Source organism: Inquilinus sp. YAF38, from assembly GCF_052113205.1.
In the GTDB taxonomy this organism is placed as follows: Bacteria; Pseudomonadota; Alphaproteobacteria; order DSM-16000; family Inquilinaceae; genus Inquilinus.
Window position 1 is genome coordinate 61,401 of record NZ_JBFRCU010000010.1, and the last position, 23,772, is coordinate 85,172.

Sequence of the window (23,772 nt, forward strand, 5' to 3'; positions counted from 1 at the left end):
CCGGGTTCGCGACGGCGAACTCAAATCTACCCTGATCGCTCAACGACACAGAACTGGTTGCCCTCCGGATCCAGCATCACCGTATAGCCGTCGGCCTCGCGCTGGACCCTGGCGCCGAGGACCAGCAGTCGCCGCACCTCCGCGGCCCGGTCGGCGGCGGCGATGTCGAGATGGATGCGGTTGTTGGTGTAGTCGCGCCCCGGCACCTGATGGAAGCACAGGCTCGGCCCCGGCCCGTCGACCAGGACGACAGGGTCGGTCTCCGGCGTCAGGCCCAGCGCGGCCAGCCGGTCGATCTCCGTCTGGTCATAAGCGCGCACGGCATATCCGTCGAGCGCCGCCGCCCAGAACCGGGCCAGGACCGGCGCCGACCGGCTTTCGAACACGATCTCCCGCAACCGGCCCATCGGATGCCCTTCCAGAGAGTCAGAGCGGCAGGCGCACCGTGCAGCGCAGCCCGCCCATCGGCGAGGTCGACAGCACCAGGTCGCCGCCATGCCGGCGCGCCACGTCGCGGGCGATGGCCAAGCCGAGGCCGGTGCCGCCGGTCTCCTGGTTGCGCGATTCATCCAGCCGGACGAAGGGCTTCATCGCCTCCTCGCGCTGGTGCGGCGGGATGCCGGGCCCGTCATCGTCGACCACCAGGGCGACGGCGGTGTCGTCCTGGATGACGGACAGCCGGATATGCTGCGCATGCCGCCGCGCATTGGACAGCAGGTTCGCCAAGCAGCGCCGCATCGCCTCGCGCCGCAGCGGCAGGACCTGGCTCTCCGGCGCGTCGAAGGCGATGTCGGCGCCTTCCCGCCGTGCCGACACAACCACCTCCTCGAGGAAGGCGGCGAGGTCGGTCGGCGTCGCCTCCTCGGTGCCCTCGCCGCGGGCGAAGGCGAGGTAGGCGTCGATCATCTGCCGCATCTCCTCGACATCGGTGCGCAGCTCGTCGATGTCCGGCCCGTCGCCGAGCATGGCGAGCTGCAGCTTCATCCGGGTCAGCGGCGTGCGCAGGTCGTGGCTGACGCCGGCCAGCATCTCGGTACGCTGCTGGATCTGGCGGCGGATGCGGTCGCGCATCTCGATGAAGGCCTCGGCCGCCTGGCGGATCTCCTCCGCCCCATGCGGCCGGAACCCCGGCATGTCGCGGCCCTTGCCGAAGCGGTCGGCGGCGATGGCGAGGCGCCGGATCGGGCGCAGCTGGTTGCGCATGAAGATGATCGCGACGGCGGACAGGATCACCGTCGACCCGATCATCGACAGGTAGAACAGGTTGGTGGTGAAGCTGGACAGCCGCTTCGACGGCACCTCGACCGTCAGCACGCCTTCCGACAGCTGCATGCGGACCACATCGGTGTCGTTGTCCGTATCGGACCGGATGGTGAAGTCGTAGGGCTGCGACGCGCGCATGGCCCGGGAGAGGGCGCGCTGGCCCTCGTCCAGCGCATCGCTGCTGGTCGATCCCAGTTCGACGCCGGGATCGAAGCTGTAGATCAACCCGGTATTGCGCTGCGCCCGCACGAACACGGTGCCGCGGGCGACGGGCGTCATGCCGCGGGAGATCTCGTCGATGGTCAGGCCGATCTCGCCGGAGACCGTGCGGGCCATCGTCGTGGTGATCACGTCGATGTGGCGGCCGAAGAAGACATAGGTGGAGATCGCCTGGGCCAGGATCATCGGGGTGACGATGATCACCAGCGCCCGCCCGAACAGGGTCCGCGGCAGGAACCGCTTGATCCGCGCCCGCAGCCCAAGGGGGGTGGACAGCCGGCGCAGGGCGGGAGAGGGCATCATCCGTCGGGTCTCAACACATAGCCTTCGCCGCGCACGGTGTGGAGATAGCGGGGCAGGCGCGGGTCGGGCTCGATCTTACGCCGAAGCCGTGTCACCTGCACGTCGACCGCTCGGACGCCGCCGTCGATCGTGCCGGATTCGGTCAGGGCCTCGCGCGACACGGTCTCGCCGGCATGCTGGGCCAGGATGCGCAGCAGGTTCTCCTCGCCGGTGGTCAGGCGCACGCGCTCGCCCTCCTGCAGCAGTTCCGAGCGCTCGATGTCGAAGGTGAAGGCGCCGAGGCGGATGGTGCCGGCGGCCCGCGGCGGCGGCGGCGCCAGGCGGCGCAGGATGCTGTTGATGCGCAGCACCAGCTCGCGCGGCTCGAACGGCTTGGCGAGATAGTCGTCGGCGCCGCTCTCCAGCCCGGCGATGCGGTCCTCCGGCTCGCCGCGGGCGGTCAGCAGCAGGATCGGCGTGCTCATTCGCTGGCGCAGATCGGCGGTCAGCTGCAGTCCGGTCTCGCCCGGCATCATCACGTCCAGCACGAGAAGATCGAAGGCGATGGCCGCCAGCTTCTCCCGCGCATCCGCCGCATCGACCGCGGCGGTGACGAGGAAGCCGTTCTCCATCAGGTATTTGCGCAGCAGCTCGCGGACCCGGCGGTCGTCCTCGACGACCAGGATGTGGGCGGGCTCGTCGGCGGTCATGGTCATGGGCGGCTACCGGCTGGCGACGCGGGGGGCGGGAGCCTCCGGCTCCTCGTCCATCGCCGCGGGCTCGCTCAGCGCGATCAGCCCTTCCAGCACCTTGCGGAAGCCGTCCACCGCATCGGCGCCGGCACTGCGGTAGGCCTGGCCGATCAGCCGCCGCTGGCTCTCGAACAGCTGGCGCTCCAGCGCGGCCCCCTTGGCGGTCAGGGTCAGCAGGCGCTGGCGCCGGTCGCGCTGACCCTGCTGCTGCTCGACATAGCCGCGCTCGACCAGGTCGTTCAGGACCCGGCCCAGGCTCTGCTTGGTAATGCGCAGGATGGCCAGCAGCGCACTGACCGTGATCTCCGGATGGCGTCCGACGAAATAAAGCGCACGGTGATGGGCCCGGCCGAGACCCAGGGTTGCGAGCAGCGCATCGGGCTCGGCAGTGAAGCCGCGATAGGCGTAGAATAGCAGTTCGATGCCTTGGCGGATCTCCTCCTCGCGGAGGAAGAGCGGGTTTACGGGCGATTTTATGTCAGCCATGTTGACTTGTTTTGACCCCGAATGTTACCGCTCACGGTCCGACGGCGACACAAATGACAATCCGGGAAAGGCCCATCATGTCGACGACTCCCTTCCATGACCGTGACGGTTGGATATGGATGGACGGCAAGCTGGTCGAATGGCGTAGCGCCAACATCCACGTCCTGACTCACGGGCTACACTACGCCAGTTCTGTATTCGAAGGGGAGCGGGCTTACAACGGCCGGATCTTCAAGGGCACGGAGCATTCGAAGCGGCTGGAGTTCTCGGCCACCACGCTGGGGATGAAGCTCCCCTACAGCACCGCGGAGCTGGATGCGGCCAAGAAGCTGACCCTCGAGAAGAATGGCCTGATCGATGCCTATATCCGCCCGGTGGCGTGGCGCGGGTCGGAGATGATGGGCGTCTCGGCCCAGGCCAACACCATCCATGTCGCCATCGCGGTGTGGGAGTGGCCGAGCTACTTCTCGGCCGAGGCCAAGATGAAGGGCATCCGCCTGACCCTGTCCGACTGGCGCCGGCCATCGCCGGACTCGGCGCCGGTGCACGCCAAGGCGGCCGGCCTGTACATGATCTGCACCCTGGCCAAGCACAAGGCCGAGGCGGCGGGCTACCAGGACGCGCTGATGTACGACTACCGCGGCTATGTCGCGGAGGCGACCGGCGCCAATGTCTTCCTCGCCATCGACGGCAAGCTGCACACGCCGACCGCCGACTGCTTCCTGAACGGCCTCACCCGCCAGACCGCGATCGAGCTGGCGCGGCGCAACGGCATCGAGGTGATCGAGCGGCACATCCAGCCGGACGAGCTGGCCAAGGCGACCGAGGTGTTCCTGACCGGCACTGCGGCCGAGATCACCCCGGTCGGCGAGATCGGCCCGCATCACTTCACCCCGGGCCAGATCTGCAAGACCGTGATGGACGCCTATTCCGCCGAGGTGCGGAAGGAGCCGAAGGCGGCCGCGGCTTAAGGCACCGCATCGCGTAGGTTGGGTTCGCCACTGGCGAACCCAACATCGCAGGAGAGCCGGTGGTGGGATGTTGGGTTCGCGTGCCGCGAACCCAACCTACGAGGCGCGCCGGCCGATCAGCGCCTCACCACCGGTAGCGGATGCTGCCGATCACCGTCTGCCCCTGGCCCTGGTAGCAGTAGCCCTGGGCGCAGGTGGAATAGTCGCGATCGAACAGGTTGGTGGCGTTGACCGCCAGCTGCACCCCGTCCAGCCGTGGCTCGATCTCGGCGAGATCGTAGCGGATTGCGGCATCGAACAGGGTCACGGCGTCGTTCCGGCCGGTCGTGTTGTCGTCATCGCTATAGCTCGACCCGGGAGGGCCTGGCAGGACCGCCGGGACAGAAACAGCGGGCTAATTGATATTAATTCTCATTCTCGTACAGATCGTTGTGGGAACGTGACCAGGACGATCGATGAACCGATGCAAAGCGCTCCTCCGCGCCCTTCTGCTGCTGACCTGTCTGCTCCCCCCGCCGGTCCGGGGAGTGYCCGGTGACCGTGACCGATGCCGCCGGCCGGCAGGTGACCGTGCCGCATCAGCCTCGGGCGGTGCTGCTGGGCGCGGGCATCAACCTCGTAGCGCTGGCGCTGATCGATCCCGATCCGGTGTCGCTGCTGGCCGGCTGGGCCGACGACACCCGGCAATACGATCCCGGCCTCTATGCCGCCTTCCTGGCGAAGTTCCCGCGCCTGGCCGAGGTGCCGGTGGTGGGCGGCGGCACGGATGAGAGCTTCTCGCTGGAGAAGGCGCTGACGGTCGGGGCGGATCTCGCGATCTTCGGCGCCTGGCAGGTGGAGACGGAGCAGGGGCGGCTGATCCTGGACCGCCTGACCGCGGCCGGGGTGCCGGCGGTGGTGGTCGATTTCAACCACCGGCCGCTGGCGAACACGGCACCGGGCATGCGGCTGCTGGGCCGGGTGCTCGGCCGCGAGGACCGGGCCGACGCCTTCGCCGATTTCTGGGAGGCGCGGCTGGACCGCATCCGCCGGCGCATGGCGGCGCATCCGGAGCCGGGCCCGACCGTGCTGATGCACGCCTATCCGCAGCCGGACGACTGCTGCTGGGAGATCGGCGAGACCGGGCTGGGCGAGCTGGTGTCGCTGGTCGGCGGCCGGAACATCGCCGCGGATCGGTTCCCGGATGCCGGGGGCGGGGTGCTGAGCCTGGAATACGTCATCGGACGGGACCCGCAGGTCTATATCGCCACCGGCCTGCCGCAGGCGGCGGATGCGCCGGGCTTCGTCGTCGGCCCCGGCGTTCCTGCCGCAGCCGCCCGGCGCAGCTTCGCGGCCGTGCTGGCGGCGCCCGGCGTGTCCGGCCTGACGGCGGCCCGCGACGGCCGGGTCCATGGGCTGTGGAACTTCTTCAACGCCGTGCCACTGAACATCGTGGCGGTGGAGGCGGTGGCGCGCTGGGTGCGGCCGGAGATCTCGATCCCGCCACCACCCTGGCCGAGATCAACAGCCGCTTCTCTGCCCTGCCGTTCGAGGGGGCGCTATGGATCAGCCTGGATCCCGCCGCCGACGGATCGCGCTAGCCGGTGCGGCGGGCCGCCACGGTCAGCCGCCAGGCGGCCCAGGCGCCGAACAGGGCCAGCGGCAGGGCGGTGACGAACACCCACAGCGCCGCCGCCCGGGCGGTCTCGACCGTCAGGCCCGAGCCGAAGCCGACCAGGTTGGCGGTCGCCCCGGCGATGGCGGCGCCGACCGCCCCGCCGGTCTGGCGCACCGCGATCAGCGCCGAGCTGCCGATCGCCCTGTCGTCATCGGCCAGCACGCCGATCAACCGCCGGTTCAGCAGGCTGGAGGAGAAGCCGAAGCCCGTACCCATCAACAGGGACGCGCCGACGATCCAGACCAGCGGGGCGTCGCGCATCACCAGCACCAGCAGCACCGCGCCGGCCAGGATGCAGGTGGCACCGCGCAGCAGCCAGCGCAGTTCCCCGGTCCCGGTGGCACCGGCGACGACGAAGGCGGCGAGGGTCCAGGCCAGCGCCATCCCCGCCACGACATAGCCGGCCCACAGCGGCGACAGGCCGTGCAGCGTCTGCAGGATGGCGGGGCCGTAGACGTTCAGCGCCATTGAGGTCGCCATCATGGCGAACAGGGCGGCATAGGCGGTGCCGCAGACCGTGCGCAGGTTTCCCGCCTGGCGCGGCAGGAGCCGTATATGGGCGCGGCCGTCGACCCGCAGCACCAGCACCAGGATGCCGAGGCCGGCGGCGACCAGAGCCAAGGCAATGGCGGGGTTCGGGCTGACATCCGCCATGGCGATGGCGCCGACGCCGAGCGCCAGCCCGCCGATCTGCAGCCAGGGAACGCCCGGCTGGCCGCCGCTGCGGACTGTGCCTTTCAGCAGCCAGGGCGAGGCGGCGGCGAAGATCAGCGATTGCGCCGTGAACAGCCAGAACACGGCGCGCCAGTCGCCGGCCTGGGCGAACAGGCCGCCGACGAGCGGCCCCAGGATGGTGGCGATGCCCCAGATGCCGGAGGCGACGGCGAACATCCGGGCCAGATGGCGCTCGGGGAACAGCACGGCGATCGCAACCATGGAGAAGCCGGCGACCCAGCCGCTGCCGACGCCCTGCAGCACGCGCCCGGCCAGAAAGATGCCGATGGTGGGCGCGGCGGCGCTCAGCACGCAGCCGAGCGCGAAGGCCAGGCCGGCGATGGCGGAGGCCCAGCGCAGCCCGAACCGCTCCGACAGCCGCCCGGCGCTGGCGCCGGCCAGGATGGCGCCGACCAGGAAGCCGGCGGTGGCCCAGCTGAAATAGGCATAGCCGCCCAGGTCGGCGCCGACGCTGGGCATGATGGTCGCGGTGACCAGGGCATCGGCCGCGTTCAGCCAGATGCCGAGGCAGACCATGGCGAATTGCGGCAGCCGCCCTTCGGCGAGCAGATCCGCCCAGCCCGCCGCCGGTTGCGCCGTTGCCTGCACCATGCCGCGTTTCCCCCTTCGTTCCAGCCCGGCTACACCGCCGGCGTCACGATGAGAAGCGGGGAATCGGCAGGACAGCAGTCAGGGACTGCCATCGGCGACGGCCGTCATCGCCAGCGCGAAGCGGCCTCGTCGTCCTCGGCCCGGGCTTCGACCCAGCGCTCTCCTTCCGGCGTCTCCTCCTTCTTCCAGAAGGGGGCCTTGGTCTTCAGCCAGTCCATCAGGAAGGCGCAGGCCTCGAAGGCGGCGCCGCGATGGGCCGAGGCGACGCCGCAGAACATGATCCGGTCGCCCGGCCCCAGCCGGCCGATTCGGTGGACGATGCGCACCTCCAGCAGCGGCCAGCGGCTGCGCGCCTCGGCCTCGATCTCCGCCAGCTGCCGTTCGGTCATGCCGGGATAGTGCTCCAGCGTCATCGCGGTGACCGCGGTGCCGCCGGCGATGTCGCGCACCAGCCCGACGAAGCTGGCGACGCCGCCGACATCGCTGCGGCCCTCCGACAGGGCCGCGATCTCGGCGCCGACGTCGAAATCGGCCTCCTGCACGCGAACCGCCATCTCAGCCTCCGGTGACCGGCGGGAAGATGCCGATCTCGTCGCCCGGCGCCACCGGGTCGGCCGGCCTGGCGAAGCGCTGGTTGACCGCGACCCGCACCACCGCCGGGTTGGCCAGGGCATCGGCATAGCCGGCGCCGCGGGCTTTCAGCCAATCGAGCAGGCCGGCGACATCGCGCACCGAGTCCGGCGGCGACACCGTCTCGGCGGCGGTGCCGATCTTGCTGCGGACCCAGGCGAAATACAGGAGCTTCATGCCGGTTCTCAAATCAGGGCGCTCAACGGGATATAGGCAACCGGATCGCCCGGCGCCACGGCGGCGACGTCTTCCGGCAGCTCGACCAGCCCTTCGGCGCCGGCGAGGGAGCTCAGCATGCCGGCGCCCTCGCGGCCGTGGCGATGGGCGACCAGGGCGCCGGACGGGTCGGTCTCCAGCACCGCGCGCAGGAATTCCCGGCGGCCCGGCTTCTTGCCGTGGCCAAAGCCGGCGGTGACCGGGAAGCGGCGCAGCGGCACCGGTTCGGCGCCGGCCAGGTGCAGCAGCAGCGGCCGCGCCACCAGCAGGAAGGTGACCATCGCCGCGACCGGGTTGCCCGGCAGGCCCAGCAGCGGCACGCCGCTGATCTGGCCCAGCGCCACCGGCTTGCCCGGCTTGATCGCCAGTCGCCAGTGATGAAGCCGGCCCCCCGCGGCCTCCAGCGCCGCCTTGACGTGGTCCTCGTCGCCGACCGAAACGCCGCCGGAGGTGACGATCGCATCCGCATCGGCCGCAGCGTCGGTAAGCGCCGAGCGCACCGCATCGGCCCGGTCCGGCACGATGCCGTGGTCGGCGACATCGCAGCCCAGCCGGCGCAGCAGCGCCATCAGCAGGTACCGGTTGGCGTCGTAGATCTGGCCCTCGGCCACCGACGTGCCCGGCGCGCGCAGCTCGTCTCCAGTCGACAGCACCGCCACCCGCAACGTCCGGCGGACGGGCAGGGCAGGGCGGCCGAGTGAGGCGGCCAAGCCGATCTCGGCCGGACCCAGCCGGCGCCCGGCGGTCAGTACGGTGTCGCCGGCACGGATGTCGTCGCCAGCCGGCCGGACATGGGCGCCGCGCCGCAGCCCCGCCGGGACTGTGACCCGGTCGCCCGAGACCATGCAGTCCTCCTGCATCACCACCGTGTCCGGCCCGGTGGGCAGCGGCGCGCCGGTGAGGATGCGGATCGCCTCGCCCCGCCGGCCCGAGCGGCCGAGCGGATGGCCGGCGGCGGCGCGGCCGTTCACCGGCAGGGTGGTCGGGGCGCCGGGCGCCAGATCATCGACATGGACGGCATAGCCGTCGACCGCGGCGTTGGCGTGCGGCGGCACCGAACGGTCGGCCACCAGATCCTCGGCCAAGTAGCGATTTTCCGCCGCGGCGAGCGGCACGGTCTCGGCCTCGGCGACCACAGCCAGCCGGGACCGGAACTCGGTGACCGCCTCCTCGACCGACAGCAGCCGGTCCGCCAGGGCGAAGCAGTCGTCGGCGAGACGGCTCATCAGCCGGCCCTGCGGGCGAAATCGGCGACGAAATCGGCGATGGCCTCGACGTCGTCGATGTCCAGCCGCTTGCGGCCGGGGTCGGCGATCGGGCCGTCGCTGGCCACCGCGACGATGCTCGGGTCTTCGGGATGCAGCGGGGGCTTGCCGGCCTCGGCCCGCCACACCTCCAGCTTCGGATAGGGCTCGCGCTTGAAGCCTTCGATCAGCACCAGGTCGACCGGCTCCAGCTTCGCCAACAGCGCCGCCAGCGGCGGCTCGGCGGCGCCGCGATGCTCATGCATCAGCGCCCAGCGCCGGTCGGAGGAAACCAGAACCTCGGTCGCCCCGGCTTCCCGATGGCGCCAGCTGTCCTTGCCGGGCTGGTCAATGTCGAAATCGTGATGGGCATGCTTGACCGTGGAAACGGTCAGGCCGCGGCCGATCAGCGCCGGGATCAGCTTCGCCAGCAGCGTGGTCTTGCCGCTGCCGCTCCAGCCGGCGATGCCGAGCACGCGCATGACCGGTCTAACCGGCGGTCCCGGCAGCCTTGGCCGGCGGCGTGCCGTGGTCCTCGGTGATGGCCTGGCGCACGCCTTCGCGCAGATAGCTCCAGCCGGTCACCAGGGTCAGCACCGCGGCCACCCAGATCCCGGCGATGCCGATCTGGGTGATCGGCACCTGGCCGTCGAAGGCGCGGGTGCCGGCATCGCCGACGATCAGGAAGCCGATCGCCAGCATCTGGATCGTGGTCTTCCACTTGGCCAGGGCGGTGACCGGCAGGCCGCGGGCATTCATCCCGGCCAGGAACTCGCGCAGGCCCGAGATCAGCACCTCGCGCAGCAGGATGATCACCGCCGGGATGATCGACCAGCCCTGCAGCCGGCCGAAGGCGGCCAGCATGAACAGCACGGCGGTGACCAGCATCTTGTCGGCGATCGGGTCGAGCAGCCGGCCGATCGGCGAGGTCTCGTTCCAGGCCCGCGCCAGCTTGCCGTCGAGATAGTCGGTGATGGCGGCGGCGGCGTAGATGGCAAGACAGGTCCACGACGCCCAGGAGGCGGGCACGTAGAACAGCGCGATCAGCACGGGAATGGCCGCGATGCGCGAGTAGGTCAGGAGGTTCGGCAGGCTGGTAACCATGGCGACGGCACTGACTTCAGGGGCTTGCGAACGCTAGCACAAGGTGCCTCAAGCGTCGGGGTGGAAATGTCGGTAGATCAGCCCCGCGACGGCCTCGCTGATGCCGTCGACCGCCTCGAGATCCTGTCGGCTGGCGCGGCTGACGGCACGGGCTGAGCCGAAATGCAGCAGCAGCGCTTTCTTGCGCCGCGGGCCGATGCCGGGGATCTCGTCGATCGGCGATCGGGTGATGTCGCCGGCGCGGCGGGTGCGCTGGCCGCCGATGACGAAGCGGTGGGCCTCGTCGCGCAGCCGCTGCAGGAAATACAGCACCGGGTCCTTCGGCTCCAGGCTGAAGGGCGGCCGGTCGGCCATGAAGAAGCGCTCGCGCCCGGCGTCGCGGTCCGGCCCCTTGGCGATCGACACCAGCGCGATCTCGGTCAGGCCGAGCTCGGCGAAGACCTCGCGGACGACTCCGAGCTGGCCCTGGCCGCCGTCGATCAGCACCAGGTCGGGCCAGCCCTCCTGCTCGCGGTCCGGATCCTCCTTCAGCGCCCGGGCGAAGCGGCGGGTCAGCACCTCGCGCATCATCGCGTAGTCGTCGCCGGGGGTGACCGGGCCCTTGATGTTGAACTTGCGGTAGGCCGATTTGACGAAGCCGTCCGGCCCGGCGACGATCATGGCGCCCAGCGCGTTGGTGCCGCCCAGATGGCTGTTGTCGTAGACCTCGACCCGGCGCGGCGGTGCGTCCAGGCCGAACACCCGGGCCACGCCCTCCAGTAGCACCGCCTGGGACGCGCTCTCGGCCATGCGCCGGCCCAGCGCCTCGCGCGCGTTGTTCAGCGCGTGCTCGATCAGCCGGCGCTTGTCGCCGCGTTTCGGCACCGCGATTTCGACCCGGCGGTCGGCCTTCAGGGTCAGCGCCTCGGCCAGCAGCTCGCACTCGGCCACCTCGTCGCTGAGCAGGACCAGGGGCGGCGGCGGATGGCTGTCGTAGAACTGGCTCAGGAAGGCGGCCAGGATCTCCGCCGACTCGGCCGACTTGTCGTGGCTCGGGAAGTAGGCGCGCGTGCCGTAGTTGCGGCCGCCACGGAAAAAATAGACCTGGACGCAGCTGTGGCCGCCGGCCTCGTGGATCGCCAGCGCATCGGCGTCGCCGATACCCTCGACATTGATGTCCTGGTGCGACTGGACATTGGTCAGGGCGCGGATGCGGTCGCGCCAGCGCGCCGCCTGCTCGAAATCCAGCCGCTCGCTGGCCGCCATCATCTGCTCGCCGAAGCGGGCCTGCACCGCCTGGCTGCGGCCGCTCAGGAAGTCGACCGCGCTCGCCACCTGCTCGGCGTATTGCGCCTCGGTGACATAGCCGACGCAGGGCGCGGTGCAGCGCTTGATCTGGTACTGCAGGCACGGCCGGCTGCGGGTGGCGAAGATCGAATCCGAGCAGTTGCGCAGCAGGAAGGCGCGCTGCAGCGCGGTGATGGTGCGGTTGACCGACCCGGCCGAGGCGAAGGGGCCGAAGAACTGGCCGCTCGGGCCGGTGGCGCCGCGGTGCTTGGCGATGCGCGGGAAAGCGTGGTCGCCCGAGATCATGATGTGCGGGAAGGTCTTGTCGTCCCGCATCACCACGTTGTAGCGGGGCTTCAGCCGCTTGATCAGATTGGCTTCGAGCAGCAGCGCCTCGACCTCGGATCGGGTCACCACGAATTCCATGGCGACCGTGTCGGCGATCATGCGCAACAGGCGCGCCGGCTGCTTGCCGGTCTGGGTATAGGCGAAGACCCGCTTCTTCAGGTTGCGCGCCTTGCCGACATAGAGCGCGTTGCCGGCCTCGTCGAGCATCCGGTAGACGCCAGGCGAGCTGGGCAGGGTGCGCAGATGCGCCTGGATCACGGCGACCCCGTCGGCGACGCTGTGCGCCCGCGCCCTGGTGCGGCCCGCGGGCTTGGGCGGCTCGGGTGGCGGATTGCCGGACGGGAGGTCGGTGACGGTGTCGCTCATGGCGGCAATGTCGGCCGGTCCGGGCGCCGCTTCAAGACCGGATCGTGAACGCACGGGTGAGTCGGCGAGGCGGGGCGATGACGCTTTGGTGATATCCACCGAATCTGTGGATAACATTGTGGGGAACCAGCCCTGACCATGCGGCAACCGAGGCGCCGCCTAAGTGTCATCGACATTGCTCAAAAAATGGGCAAAAATACTAACCAATTGAAAAATATCGAAAAATTCCAAGTCAAGTTGAAACAGAAGCATCACACGCGATGTGCGGCACGGAAAATTGCGGACCTCTCCGATTCGGATTTCGCCTGTGCACAACTTGCGGTCGCAGCGAGGCGGCGAGGCCAGGAAATCCAAGGTCATAGCCGCCATCGCAGAGCCGTGCCCTGTGGCGACCCGGCGCAGGATGGAGGGTTGGCGTTGCTGGCGCGGCGGGCGGCCCGGGTCAAGAGGAATCGATCGAAATTTGGGATAATTTCGGTGCGATGCCGGTTCATTCCATCGGCACGATGCCCCGGCTGGGCTGGGCCCAGCCGAGATGTTCGCCGCCGTCCAGCGCGATCATCTGCCCGGTCATCGCCGGTGCCGACAGGATGAAGCGGATGGTGTCGCAGATCTCCTGCGGCGCGGTCGGACGGCGCAGCGGCACGGCATCCCACTGCCTGGCGAAATGCTCCTCGCTCTGGCGGTCGCTCTTCAGCGTCGGGCCGGGGCCGATGCCGTTGACCCGGATCTTCGGCGCCAGCGCCTGGGCCAAGGTGCGGGTCAGGGTCCACAGCCCGATCTTGGCCACGGTGTATGACAGGAAATAAGGGGTAGGGTTCCACACCCGCTGGTCGAGCATGTTGACGACGTTCCCCGGCCAGTCCGCCGGCAACTGCCGCGCCAGCGCCTGGGTCAGCACCAGGGGCGCGCGCAGATTGGTCTCGAGATGCTCGTCCCAGCTCGCCCGCGTCGCCGTCGTCACCGTGTCCATGCGGAAGGCCGAGGCGTTGTTGACCAGCAGCGACACCGGGCCGCCGAGGCCCTCGGCCGCCTGCGGGATGACGCCCTCGACCTGGGCCTCGTCGGTCAGGTCGGCGCGGATCGCCAAGCCCCGCGTCCCGGTCGCCTCGATGTCGCGCACCGTCTGCGCCGCCTCCTCGGCGGAGCTGTGCCAGGTGATCGCCACCCGCCAACCATGTCGGGCGAGGTCGAGCGCGATCGCCCGGCCGATCCGCTTGGCGGCGCCGGTGACCACGGCAACTCGCGGCTCGGCCTTGCCGGTGGGAGGCAGGGGACGTTCGGCAGGGCTCATCGGCTCACGGTCCCTTGCGGCGCCGGCCGCCCTTGCGCGGCCTCTCGGTCGGCTTGGCGATCGAGAGCGGCACGCCCTCCAGCGCCGCGGCATGGCCATGCGAGCCAACACGGGCATGAACGATGATGCCGGCGCCCCCATCTCCCGACCCGCCGTTGAGGCCCATATCGGCCGCCTCCAGCCGGCGCAGCTCGTCGCGGATCCGGGCGGCCTCCTCGAACTCCAGATTGGCGGCGGCCTCGCGCATCCGCTTCTCCAGATCGCCGATATGCTCCTTCAGCGACTTGCCGGTCAGATGCTTGGCGCCGCTGTCGCCGGTCGAGACGGTGACCCGGTCGCCGCGCTCGTAGACGCTGTCGAGGATGTCGCCGATCTGCTTCTTGATGCTCTCCGGCGTGATGCCGTGGGCGGCGTTGTAGATCTGCTGCTTCTCGCGCCGCCGGTTGGTCTCCTCCAGCGCCGCGGTCATGCTGCCGGTCATGGTGTCGGCGTAGAGGATGGCGCGGCCCTCGATGTTGCGGGCGGCGCGGCCGATGGTCTGGATCAGCGAGGTGCGGCTGCGCAGGAAGCCTTCCTTGTCGGCGTCGAGGATGGCGACCAGTCCGACCTCGGGCAGGTCCAGCCCCTCGCGCAGCAGGTTGATGCCGACCAGCACGTCGAACACGCCCAGCCGCAGGTCGCGGATGATCTCGATCCGCTCCAGCGTCTCGACGTCGGAATGCAGGTAGCGGACCTTGATGCCCGCCTCGGTCATGTATTCGGTCAGCGCCTCGGCCATCTTCTTGGTCAGGGTGGTGACCAGGGTGCGCAGGCCGCGGGCGATGCCCTCGCGGCATTCGGCCATGACGTCGTCGACCTGGGTGGCGGTCGGCCGGATCAGGACGATCGGGTCGATCAGCCCGGTCGGGCGCACCACCTGCTCGGCGAAGACGCCGCCGGTCCGCTCCATCTCCCAGGGGCCGGGGGTGGCGGAGACGAAGACGCTCTGCGGCCGCATCGCATCCCATTCCTCGAACTTCAGCGGCCGGTTGTCGCGGCAGGAGGGCAGGCGGAAGCCGTACTCGGCCAGGATGTCCTTGCGCGCCCGGTCGCCGCGGTACATGCCGCCGACCTGCGGCACCATGACATGGCTCTCATCGACGACCAGCAGCGCGTCCTCGGGCAGGTACTCGAACAGGGTCGGCGGCGGATCGCCCGGCGCCCGCCCGGTCAGGTAGCGGGAATAGTTCTCGATGCCGGCGCAACTGCCGGTCGCCTCCATCATCTCCAGGTCGAACTGGGTGCGCTGCTCCAGCCGCTGCGCCTCCAGCAGCTTGCCGGTGGCGTTGTACTCCTCCAGCCGCTCCTTCAGCTCGACCCGGATGCCCTTGATCGCCTGCAGCAGGGTCGGCTTCGGCGTGACGTAGTGGCTGTTGGCATAGATCCGCACCTGCTTCAGCGCGGCGAACTTCTCGCCGGTCAGCGGGTCGAACTCATGGATCGAATCGATCTCGTCGCCGAAGAAGGAGATGCGCCAGGCGCGGTCCTCAAGGTGGGCGGGGAAAATCTCGACCGTGTCGCCGCGCACCCGGAAGGTGCCGCGGGCGAAGGCGGTGTCGTTGCGCCGGTACTGGATGTCGACCAGATGTTTCAGCAGCACCTGCCGGTTCAGCCGCTGCCCGGCCTCCAGCGGGATCGTCATCTCGCTGTAGGATTCGACGTCGCCGATGCCGTAGATGCAGGACACCGAGGCGACGATGATGCAGTCGTGCCGCTCCAGCAGCGCCCGGGTGGCCGCGTGGCGCATCCGGTCGATCTGCTCGTTGATCTGGCTTTCCTTCTCGATATAGGTGTCGGTCCGGGCCACGTAGGCTTCCGGCTGGTAATAGTCGTAGTAGCTGACGAAAAACTCGACCGCGTTCTCCGGAAAGAAGCTCCTGAACTCGCCGTACAGCTGGGCGGCCAGAGTCTTGTTCGGGGCCAGCACCAGGGTCGGGCGCTGCAGCTTCTGGATCACATGCGCCATGGTGAAGGTCTTGCCCGACCCGGTGACGCCGAGCAGCACCTGGTCGCGCTCGCCGCGCTCGATCCCGGCCATCAGCTCGGCGATCGCCTCGGGCTGGTCGCCCGCCGGCTTGTAGTCCGAGACCAGCTTGAACGGGGTCGAACGGTCCTTCTCCGGCAGGGCCGGGCGATGGACGACGACCGGGGAGGTCTCGCCGCGCGGCGAGGCCGGGGTGGGGGAGAGGAGGGGCGCTGAGCTCATGTCGATACTATCGGTCCGGCAGGGACGGAGGGGAAGGGCCGCCGGCGAAGCGGAACGGAAATGCGGCCGGTCTGCGGCGAGTGCACGTCCAAGATGGGATTGGAACACAGAGGGAACAAGGCGTCAAACGGCGGCGCGCGCGCCCTCGGCTCTGGCAAAGGCGAGCAGGCCGGCAGCCAGCACCGCGACCATGGCCGCGTGATAGGCGAGATCGAGCCGCGTCTGCGGGCCCGCTCCCCCGGCGATGGCGGCGATCCCGGCCAGGGTGCCGAGCAGGGCGAAGGCCTGAGCGGTCAGGCCGATCACCCGTGTACGGGAGGGCAGGACCCAACACAGGATCAGCCCGGCCAGCAGCGTGGCGGCGATGACGGTCTCCGCCGTCGCCGCCGCGCCATGGGCATAGCCCGGGAGCATCCAGCCGCGATGCACCAGCGAGGCGAGGGCGAAGGCCAACGCCTCCGCCGCCAGCACCGAGCGGACCAGGCCGGCCGGCGCCGCCATCAGCCCGGCTGCCGGATCGGGCTGAGATGCAGCCCGTCCAGCCTCCAGCCTTCCGCCAGGCGGCGGGCGATCAGGGTCACCCGGAAGCGGCCGTCGGTGCGGTGGTCGCGGAAGCGGCCGGACTGGGCCAGGACGCCGATCGCGACGGCGGTGCCGTCCTGCGCCCGGGTCTCGACCTCCTCGATCACGATCGACTCGTGGACCAGCCCGTCGGCGAAGCGCTGCAGCCAGAGCGCCTTGTCCAGCACGAAGCCGACCGGGCCGACGCCCCGGAACCCGGGCGTCAGCAGCCGGTCGAGCGCGGCAATGTCGGCCTCGCCCTCGGCCCGGGCCCAGTCCTGCCACAAGGTGTCAGCGGTCATCGGTCGGATCCTCCTGGATGGATGGGGAGACATTGGCGGAGAGGTGGCCCAGCAGGCTTCGCAACTGCTCCAGATCCTCGGCGGCGAGGCCGGCGCGCAGTCTCGCGTCATGCGCCTGGGCCGCCTGGCGCAGCCGGTGGAACATCGCTGTGCCGGCCTCGGTCAGGCTGGCGACCTGGGCCCGGCGGTTGCCGGGCGGGCGCTCGCGCCGCACCAGGCCACGCTGCTCCAGCCCGTCGAGGTGATGGGTCAGCGTCGGCCCCTGCACCCCGACGCGCTCCGCCAGCTCGCCATGGCCGAGCGGGCCGTCGCGCATCAGGGACATCAGGACCAGCCAGGTCGGCAGCGAGCCGCCGGCCTCGGCCAACGCATCGTCGAAGGCGCGGCTGACCGCCTTGGCGGTCTGGGCCAGCAGTAGCCCGATCGGAGTTCCGGATGGTCGCATGATCAATATATAGATATCGAATAGTTCGATGTCTATCAAATTCTGTCTAGTGTCGGTCGCTTGACGGCGCCCCACTCGCCTCGTATTCAGCAGGCAGTCACTTAACCGATTGGTTTATTCATCTATGACTTCGGCGAGGCGGCCCAGGTCGGCGCTGGATCGCGATCACCGGCAGGTGCTGGCCGCGCCCGCAAGCTGAAGGTGTCAGGCCGCCAGACGATGCGCCCGGCCGGTCCACAGCGCAGCCAGGCCGGCCTCGACCTCGGCCGGGGAGTCGGTCTGGCACAGCAGCCGGCGGGCCTCGCGCCGGTCCTCGGCGGCGGCCGGCCAGGGCGCTGCCTCGATATAGGCGGCCAGATGCTTGCGGAACACGCGCAGCCCGTGATGGTCGCCGTAGAAGGCCAGCGTCTCGTCGAAATGCTGCAGGGCGACGGCCAGCCGGTCCGCGCCATCCGGCCCGGCGGTGCCCTCGGTCCCCGGCCGGTCCAGCGCCGCCTCGATCGCGGCGGCGATCCACGGCTTGCCGGTGACGCCGCGCCCGACCATCACCCCGTCGGCGCCGGATCGCTCCAGCGCCTCGCGTGCGCTGGCGCCATCGACGATGTCGCCATTGACGATGACCGGCACGGAAACGGCGTCCTTCACCGCCCGCACCGCGGCCCAGTCGGCCRTGCCCTTGTAGAACTGGCAGCGGGTGCGGCCATGCACCGTCACCGCCCGGGCGCCGGCGGCGACGCAGCGGCGGGCGAAATCCGGCGCGTTGCGGCTGAGATCGTCCCAGCCCAGCCGGATCTTGACCGTGACCGGCACGTCGACCGCACCGGCCGCGGCCGCCACCAGCCGCTCGGCCCGGTCCGGGTCGCGCATCATCGCGGAGCCGGACTGCACCCCGGTGACCTCGCGCGCCGGGCAGCCGAAATTCAGGTCGATGATCTGCGCCCCGGCCGCCGCGGCCAGGCGGGCGCCCTCGGCCACCGCGCCGGGCTCGTGGCCGATCAGCTGCACCACCATCAGCGGCAGCCCGTCGCCGACTGCGGCCCGCCGCACCACATCGGGCCGGCCGCGGGCGAATTCGGCGCAGGCCACCATCTCGGTGGCGACATAGGCCGCGCCCAGCCGCGAGGCGGCACGGCGGAACGGCAGGTCGGACACCCCGGTCATCGGAGCGATCCAGACCCGTCCGGGAACCGTGACGGAACCGATGGTCAGGGCTTCAGGCATGGCGCTTATCTAGGCCAGTGGCAGCCCGGCGTAAACCGCCGCGGCCGCAACTCTGTCGGCCGATGTCGATTCCGCGCTTCCCGGAACGACAAGCCTGCATCCACACTGATCGAAGCCGGAAGGAGCCCCCGATGAAGTATCTCTGCCTGGTCTATATGGAGCAGCGGACCCTGGACGCGATGTCGCCCGACGAGTTCAACGCGCTGATCGGGGAATCCCTGGCCAATGACGAGGATCTGCGCCGCCGCGGCCACTACGTCGGCGCCCAGGCGCTGCAGCCGACCAGCGCCGCCACCACCCTGCGGATCCGCGGCGGCCGGCTCTCCACCACCGACGGTCCCTTCGCCGAGACCAAGGAGCATCTGTCCGGCTTCATCATGATCGAGGCGCGAGACCTGAACCAGGCGCTACAGCTCGCCGCCAACATCCCGATGGCGCGGATGGGCAGCATCGAGGTGCGGCCGGTACGGGAGTTCTGTGGCGACCGATGACCGTGGATCCGGCTCGGGCGATGCAACGGACGATCGAGTCCGTCTACCGGGCGGAGTCGCGCCGGGTGCTGGCCACGCTGATCCGCCTGCTCGGCGACTTCACCCTGGCCGAGGAGGCGCTGCACGACGCCTTCCGCGCGGCGGCGGAGCAGTGGCCGCGTGACGGCGTGCCGGCCAATCCCCGCGCCTGGCTGGTCTCCTCCGGCCGGTTCAAGGCGATCGACGGGCTGCGCCGCCGCACCCGGCTGGACGCGGCCCGGGCCGAGCTGGCGAAGCATCTGGAGGAGGCGGAGGACCCGCACGAGCACGAGGCCGAGGCGATCGAGGACGACCAGCTGCGGCTGATCTTCACCTGCTGCCATCCGGCGCTGGCGCCCGAGGCCCGGATGGCGTTGACCCTGCGCGAAATGTGCGGCCTGACCACCGAGGAGATCGCCCAGGCCTTCCTGACCGCGCCGACCACGGTGGCGCAGCGCATCGTCCGGGCCAAGGCGAAGATCCGCGACGCCGGCATCCCCTACCAGGTGCCGCCGAAGGCCGAGCTGCCGGACCGGTTGGACAGCGTGCTGCAGGTCATCTACCTGGTGTTCAACGAAGGCTACCTGGCCACCTCCGGCGCCGACCTGACCCGGCCCGACCTGTCGGGCGAGGCRATCCGCCTGGGCCGGCTGCTGGTCGGGCTGCTGCCGGAGCCGGAGGCGATCGGCCTGCTGGCCCTGATGCTGCTGCAGGATTCCCGCCGCGCCGCCCGCAGTTCCCCGACCGGGGACCTGGTGCTGCTGGCCGACCAGGACCGCGGCCTGTGGAACCGCGGCCAGATCGCGGAGGGAACGGCGCTGGCGCGGCGGGCGCTGGCGGGGCCGGAGATCGGCGGCTATGCGCTGCAGGCGGCGATCGCGGCGGTGCATTCCGAGGCGCCGGACCCCGCCTCGACCGACTGGACCGAGATCGTCGGCCTCTACGATCTGCTGATGCGGGCCGATCCGTCGCCGGTGGTGGCGCTGAACCGGGCGGTGGCGGTGGCGATGCGCGACGGCCCGGCGGCGGGGTTGTCGCTGATTGACGCGATCCTGGCGCATGGCCATCTCGGCGGCTACCGCCTGGCCCACGCCGCCCGCGCCGACCTGCTGCGCCGCCTCGGCCGCACGGCTGAGGCCCGCGCCGCTTATGAGAGGGCGCTGGGCCTGACGCAGCAGGAGTCGGAGCGGAGGTTTTTGCTTCGGAGACTGAAGGAGCTGGGAGAGGGGAGGTGGATATAGGTTAAGTTCGCAGAGAGAACTCGATACAGGATTCCCCAAGCTTGTCGAAGGTACCGAATAAACGATCTGAAGCCGCAAACATCGAAGTTAATTTTTAATTTCCAATAATTGAAGATAAATAATTATCTGTATCCGATTTTATCACATTGATTTTAGAGAAGGTGCCTAATTTAATATTAGGTGCTGGCATGTTAGCTGAATGCTGAGGGAGAATTCTGCAATGGCTTATTGTGTAACGTTCACTATCATAAACAAAACCGCATGGGGGATTTCGTCAAACGAATATGAAACCAGTGCGAATGTAAGTATTCCTATTCGCGATAGCATGTCCGGCGATGGAGCTGGGTTTTGCGTCATTGCTGCCGGAGATGCAGGCTTCAACGGCTATATACAATATAGCATAGATAACGGCAGCTGGGATATGTTTCAAATATCATTTGACTATGGAAATAAAATCTTGAAGCCCGTAATATTAACAAATAATCAGGTATATAGTATTTCTGCCAGTGATGTTGGTTTTGGGGTTGCGGGAAATCTATACGGAACATTTACTATCATCTCTGGTTAGATCGGCTAGGTCGAAAACGACACTGCATTTCTTCCTGTGGTGATAGCGAAGAACATGGTGGCTAGATTGGATTCGCCGAGGCGAATTCAACGCTGTTTCCGAGAGGGCGCTGCTGGGTTCGTCGTCGCGATCCAACCATACGCGGAGCAGGGGAATCATAATCCCTTGGTCGGGGGTCAGACGCCCCAGCTACCATCGAACTTTGGATACCGTCATTGCGAGCGCAGCGAAGCAATCCAGGGTGGCGCGCATCGGTCCCTGGATTGCTTCGTCGGCTTCGCCTCCTCGCAATGACGGCGAGGGAAGGTCAGGCCTGCCTCACACCATCCAATCCGCGTGCTCGATCTGGTCTGGCCGCACGCCGAGCAGGGTCACCCGGGTGCCGTCGTCGAGCTCGACCACCGTGCTCAGCAGGCCCGCCCTGACCGTCACCTCCGCGCCGTCGGCGATGGCCAGCTTGTCCTGGCGGACGTCGAAATCGGTGATCACGTCGCGGCCGTCGCCATGGCCGAAGGCGAAGATGTCGGCGCCGCGGCCCCCGATCAGCAGGTCGTTCCCGCCGCCGCCGGCGATGCGGTCGTTGCCGGCGCCGCCATAGAGCGTGTTGTTGCCCGAATTGCCGATGATCTGGGTGTCGGTGTTGCCGGCCCAGACGATCAGGTCGTGGTCACCCTGCAGCACGACACGTTCGACCGCGTCGTTCGCCTTGACGTTGACCGAGGCGCGGACCTCGTCGAAATCCCCGGTGCCCTTCACGATAGCGAAGTTGAACAGGAAGGTCGGCTTGTCGGCGGTGATGATGTTCGGGTTCTCCGGCGTGCCCGGCGCCGGGATGTGCAGCCGCGCCACCGACGGGTCGTGGTCGCTGACCTGGTCGGCGAAGCCGGCATTGGTGTGGACGATGTCGAACTCCAGCCCGGACCGGTAGACGCCGTCGGTCGCCAGCATGTGGTCGAGCTCCTGGCTCGCGCCCTCGAACACATAGCTCCAGCGCTCCTGCGGCGTCAGCAGCTCGTCGGCCAAATCCTTCAGCACAGGACTGCCGTCGGTGTCGCCGCGCAGCACCTTGAGCGGGTCGTTCCAGGAGAACTCGTTGAGGTCGCCGACCACCATCACCTTGGCGTCCGGGTCGGCCGCCAGCCGGCCGTCGACATAGGCGTTGACGATCGCCGCCTGGGCCTCGCGCTGGTCCTCACCGCCATTCACCGGCGGGTAGGTGTCGCCATAGGTCGGCGAGCTGCCGCCCTTGGAGGTGAAGTGATTGTTCACCAGCGTCACCGTCTCGCCGTTGAAGACGAAATCGGCGGCCAAGGGCAGGCGGCTGGCGGCGAAGGCGTCGCCATCCGACAGGTCGGTGTCGGTCAGCGCCTTGACCGAGCCTTCGGCCAGGTCGACCCGGTCCGGATTGTACAGATAGCCGGTCCGAATGTTGCCGCCGGGCTGGCCGCCCGAGGTGCCGGCCGCCGGCGCCACGTCGACATAGTCGTAGCGTGGTCCGCCATTCGCGACGATGGCCTCGATCAGCACCCGCGCCGTCTCAGCGGCCGAGGTGACGCCGGTGATCTCGGCGCCGTCGCTGTCCTGCACCTCCTGCAGCGCAACGATGTCGGGCGAGCCCATGTTCGAGACGATCTGCTCGGCCAGCCGGTCGAACTTGCCGCTGCCGATATCGTCGTCGACGTTGCTCGGGTTCTTGTCCTGGACCAGGTTGATGTCCTCGACCTTGGGGTCGAGATTCTCCAGGTTGATCGAGCCGACGGTCAGGTGGTCGCGGTCGCCGGCCAGCGCCGTCATCTCCGGCGCCAGCGTGCCGGGGGAGTCGACCGTGACCGGGTTGGTGGCCTGCACCTCGTACCAGCCGAAATTGTAGTTCACCACGCCCTGGACGGTGCCGAACTGGGCCCCGACATTGACGTCCGGCATGAAGCTGCCCAGCAGGTCGTCGTCGATCTGGATCCGCTCCGGCTGCTGGTCGGTCTCGGAGATCATGAGGCCGCCGGCGCCGCTGCGGGTGCCGGTGGCGTGGTCGCCATTGTCAGCCAGCACATAGGCCTCGCCGAAGCCGTTGGTCGGGCCCACCACCACGGGGGTGGGCACGTCGACCAGCATGCCCTCCAGGCTCTCCCAATAGTCGACGCCGTCATGCGCGGGGTCGAAGACGGTGCGGCCGTCATCGTCGATCACTTCGGTCGGCGGGGCATAGCCGCCGGCGCCGATGCTGACCGCGACCGGCACGGTCTGCTGCACGGCCGAGACTTCGACGCTGGCGCCGGTGATCTCGGTAATCGTCAAATTGTGGGACGAGGCGCCGCCGGGCTGGAATTCGGTGACCGAGCCGGTGACGTCGAGGGTGACGCCGAGCTGCACCTCGGCCGGCACGGCGCCGGCGCCGGTGAAGACGAAGACGGCGTCCGAAGTCGCGGTGTTGCCGTCACCCTGGGCGTCCTGGATATAGAAGCCGTTGGCGGCGATGGCGGTGACCACGCCCTGGGTCGCCACCCGGTCGCCCGCGAATTCGGAGCTGTGGCCGGCGCCCTGGATCTCGTAGATCGCGTGGAAGTCGGGCTCGGTCTCGGGCACCGGGGCGTTCTCGGCGCCGGGCGTGTTCAGGGCCTCGCCGGGGACGGGGGTGCCGGCTTGGCCCGGCAGGCCGGCCAGGTCGAAATCGTTGCGGGTCCAGTCGGACGGGCTGCCGGTGTCGGCGCCGTCGGGCAGGCGCGAGGCGCCGCCCACAGTGATGTCGCCGCCGTCGAAGCTCGGGGTCAGCACGGTGGTGCTGTAGAAGCGGTCGCCGCTGCCGCCGTCGTCGATCGCGACGCCATCGCCGATCCGCGCCCAGGGCGTGGCATCGAGCACGCCGTCGTCGTTGGCGTCGAGGTCCTGGCCGGTGCTGCCGCTGTAATTCTCGACCAGCAGCAGGGTGCCGCTGCCATTCTGCAGCAGGTTCGACTGGAAGCCGCTGCTCCAATACCCGTCGGCATCGGTGCTGCCGATCTCGGTGGCGGAGATGATGCGGCCGGTGCCGCCGGCATCGCCCTCGACCTGCACCAGGGTCCAGCCGCTGTAGTCGGCCAGGGCGTCGCCCTTGATCTCGAAATATTCCGAGCTGTCGGTGCCGACATGGTTGGCGACGAATTCGTTGAGCAATGGATCGGCCATGACGAAGTTCCCCCTTCTTCATCCGGCAAGGACCAAATCCCTTGCCGCTCCCGAAACACCTCTTAGGCTGCTTCGGTTGCATCCCCGTGACGGAAGG

24 protein-coding genes are annotated in these 23,772 nt (G+C 69.1%); 5 read left to right on the forward strand and 19 right to left on the reverse strand.

All coding sequences use genetic code 11. The features are described from left to right. Nucleotides 1–26 precede the first annotated feature (26 nt). Genes AB4Z01_RS06795 through AB4Z01_RS06810 form a run of 4 tightly spaced genes read right to left on the reverse strand, consistent with a single transcriptional unit; the run spans nucleotide 27 to nucleotide 3,002 of the window. Nucleotides 27–407, reverse strand: a complete 381-nt coding sequence (locus AB4Z01_RS06795; RefSeq protein WP_441691886.1) for a VOC family protein — start codon at nucleotides 405–407, stop codon at nucleotides 27–29. 19 nt (nucleotides 408–426) lie between these two features. Then, nucleotides 427–1,785, reverse strand: a complete 1,359-nt coding sequence (locus AB4Z01_RS06800) for an ATP-binding protein (RefSeq protein ID WP_441691887.1) — start codon at nucleotides 1,783–1,785, stop codon at nucleotides 427–429. After that, nucleotides 1,782–2,474 carry a response regulator gene (locus AB4Z01_RS06805; protein WP_441691977.1) on the reverse strand — a complete coding sequence of 231 codons (693 nt, stop codon included), beginning with the start codon at nucleotides 2,472–2,474 and terminating at the stop codon, nucleotides 1,782–1,784. The genes AB4Z01_RS06800 and AB4Z01_RS06805 overlap by 4 nt, the downstream gene beginning before the upstream one ends. 12 nt (nucleotides 2,475–2,486) lie before the next feature. Next, complete coding sequence (locus AB4Z01_RS06810; RefSeq protein WP_441691889.1) at nucleotides 2,487–3,002, reverse strand: MarR family winged helix-turn-helix transcriptional regulator; 516 nt, start codon at nucleotides 3,000–3,002, stop codon at nucleotides 2,487–2,489. Nucleotides 3,003–3,079: 77 nt separating this feature from the next. Between AB4Z01_RS06810 and AB4Z01_RS06815 the strand changes: the two genes are divergently transcribed. Further along, entirely contained in the window at nucleotides 3,080–3,973 is an 894-nt protein-coding gene (locus AB4Z01_RS06815; protein WP_441691891.1) for a branched-chain amino acid aminotransferase, read from the forward strand. Nucleotides 3,974–4,097: 124 nt separating this feature from the next. On the opposite strand, the gene AB4Z01_RS06820 is transcribed toward AB4Z01_RS06815, so the two are convergent. Then, on the reverse strand, nucleotides 4,098–4,280 hold the full coding sequence (locus AB4Z01_RS06820) for a hypothetical protein (protein WP_441691893.1): 183 nt from the start codon (nucleotides 4,278–4,280) through the stop codon (nucleotides 4,098–4,100). Nucleotides 4,281–4,507: 227 nt separating this feature from the next. Between AB4Z01_RS06820 and AB4Z01_RS06825 the strand changes: the two genes are divergently transcribed. Beyond that, the gene (locus tag AB4Z01_RS06825; protein WP_441691895.1) at nucleotides 4,508–5,626 is read left to right on the forward strand and encodes an ABC transporter substrate-binding protein; all 1,119 of its coding nucleotides are present in this window, start codon (nucleotides 4,508–4,510) and stop codon (nucleotides 5,624–5,626) included. On the opposite strand, the gene AB4Z01_RS06830 is transcribed toward AB4Z01_RS06825, so the two are convergent. The 13 genes from AB4Z01_RS06830 to dusB form a co-directional block, all read right to left on the reverse strand. Continuing rightward, nucleotides 5,550–6,956 (reverse strand): MFS transporter, encoded by a 1,407-nt coding sequence (locus AB4Z01_RS06830; RefSeq protein ID WP_441691896.1) that lies wholly within the window; start codon nucleotides 6,954–6,956, stop codon nucleotides 5,550–5,552. The two genes, AB4Z01_RS06825 and AB4Z01_RS06830, sit on opposite strands and share 77 nt — an antisense overlap. A 104-nt stretch (nucleotides 6,957–7,060) precedes the next feature. Continuing rightward, complete coding sequence (moaE, locus tag AB4Z01_RS06835) at nucleotides 7,061–7,510, reverse strand: molybdopterin synthase catalytic subunit MoaE (protein WP_441691898.1); 450 nt, start codon at nucleotides 7,508–7,510, stop codon at nucleotides 7,061–7,063. Between the two features lies 1 nt (nucleotide 7,511). Then, nucleotides 7,512–7,763 carry a molybdopterin converting factor subunit 1 gene (gene moaD / locus AB4Z01_RS06840; protein ID WP_441691899.1) on the reverse strand — a complete coding sequence of 84 codons (252 nt, stop codon included), beginning with the start codon at nucleotides 7,761–7,763 and terminating at the stop codon, nucleotides 7,512–7,514. 8 nt (nucleotides 7,764–7,771) lie between these two features. Next, entirely contained in the window at nucleotides 7,772–9,028 is a 1,257-nt protein-coding gene (locus AB4Z01_RS06845; RefSeq protein ID WP_441691901.1) for a molybdopterin molybdotransferase MoeA, read from the reverse strand. Further along, nucleotides 9,028–9,528 carry a molybdopterin-guanine dinucleotide biosynthesis protein B gene (gene mobB / locus AB4Z01_RS06850; RefSeq protein ID WP_441691902.1) on the reverse strand — a complete coding sequence of 167 codons (501 nt, stop codon included), beginning with the start codon at nucleotides 9,526–9,528 and terminating at the stop codon, nucleotides 9,028–9,030. Before mobB ends, AB4Z01_RS06845 begins: the two co-directional genes overlap by 1 nt. A gap of 7 nt (nucleotides 9,529–9,535) precedes the next feature. Continuing rightward, entirely contained in the window at nucleotides 9,536–10,150 is a 615-nt protein-coding gene (gene pgsA / locus AB4Z01_RS06855) for a CDP-diacylglycerol--glycerol-3-phosphate 3-phosphatidyltransferase (protein WP_441691904.1), read from the reverse strand. 48 nt (nucleotides 10,151–10,198) lie between these two features. Beyond that, complete coding sequence (gene uvrC, locus AB4Z01_RS06860) at nucleotides 10,199–12,130, reverse strand: excinuclease ABC subunit UvrC (RefSeq protein ID WP_441691906.1); 1,932 nt, start codon at nucleotides 12,128–12,130, stop codon at nucleotides 10,199–10,201. 490 nt (nucleotides 12,131–12,620) lie between these two features. Further along, entirely contained in the window at nucleotides 12,621–13,424 is an 804-nt protein-coding gene (locus AB4Z01_RS06865) for an SDR family oxidoreductase (RefSeq protein ID WP_441691908.1), read from the reverse strand. Between the two features lie 4 nt (nucleotides 13,425–13,428). Then, on the reverse strand, nucleotides 13,429–15,669 hold the full coding sequence (uvrB, locus tag AB4Z01_RS06870) for an excinuclease ABC subunit UvrB (RefSeq protein ID WP_441691910.1): 2,241 nt from the start codon (nucleotides 15,667–15,669) through the stop codon (nucleotides 13,429–13,431). A 123-nt stretch (nucleotides 15,670–15,792) separates the two neighbouring features. Further along, nucleotides 15,793–16,170, reverse strand: a complete 378-nt coding sequence (locus AB4Z01_RS06875; protein WP_441691911.1) for a hypothetical protein — start codon at nucleotides 16,168–16,170, stop codon at nucleotides 15,793–15,795. Continuing rightward, on the reverse strand, nucleotides 16,170–16,532 hold the full coding sequence (locus AB4Z01_RS06880) for a nuclear transport factor 2 family protein (RefSeq protein WP_441691913.1): 363 nt from the start codon (nucleotides 16,530–16,532) through the stop codon (nucleotides 16,170–16,172). The genes AB4Z01_RS06875 and AB4Z01_RS06880 overlap by 1 nt, the downstream gene beginning before the upstream one ends. After that, a complete protein-coding gene (locus AB4Z01_RS06885) occupies nucleotides 16,522–16,977 on the reverse strand; it encodes a MarR family winged helix-turn-helix transcriptional regulator (protein WP_441691915.1) in 456 nt (151 codons plus the stop codon). Before AB4Z01_RS06885 ends, AB4Z01_RS06880 begins: the two co-directional genes overlap by 11 nt. A 204-nt stretch (nucleotides 16,978–17,181) precedes the next feature. Then, nucleotides 17,182–18,198, reverse strand: coding sequence for a tRNA dihydrouridine synthase DusB (gene dusB, locus AB4Z01_RS06890; RefSeq protein WP_441691916.1), 1,017 nt, complete (start codon nucleotides 18,196–18,198; stop codon nucleotides 17,182–17,184). Nucleotides 18,199–18,329: 131 nt separating this feature from the next. Between dusB and AB4Z01_RS06895 the strand changes: the two genes are divergently transcribed. The 3 genes from AB4Z01_RS06895 to AB4Z01_RS06905 all read left to right on the forward strand — a co-directional run bounded on the left by AB4Z01_RS06895 (nucleotide 18,330) and on the right by AB4Z01_RS06905 (nucleotide 20,516). Then, nucleotides 18,330–18,689: a YciI family protein gene (locus tag AB4Z01_RS06895; protein ID WP_441691918.1), complete on the forward strand. Its 360-nt coding sequence runs from the start codon at nucleotides 18,330–18,332 to the stop codon at nucleotides 18,687–18,689. Nucleotides 18,690–18,709: 20 nt separating this feature from the next. Then, nucleotides 18,710–19,948, forward strand: a complete 1,239-nt coding sequence (locus AB4Z01_RS06900; protein ID WP_441691919.1) for an RNA polymerase sigma factor — start codon at nucleotides 18,710–18,712, stop codon at nucleotides 19,946–19,948. 220 nt (nucleotides 19,949–20,168) lie between these two features. Then, entirely contained in the window at nucleotides 20,169–20,516 is a 348-nt protein-coding gene (locus tag AB4Z01_RS06905; RefSeq protein ID WP_441691921.1) for a hypothetical protein, read from the forward strand. A gap of 318 nt (nucleotides 20,517–20,834) precedes the next feature. Here AB4Z01_RS06905 and AB4Z01_RS06910 read toward each other — a convergent pair whose 3' ends face one another. Then, entirely contained in the window at nucleotides 20,835–23,675 is a 2,841-nt protein-coding gene (locus AB4Z01_RS06910; RefSeq protein WP_441691922.1) for an endonuclease/exonuclease/phosphatase family protein, read from the reverse strand. Nucleotides 23,676–23,772 lie beyond the last annotated feature (97 nt).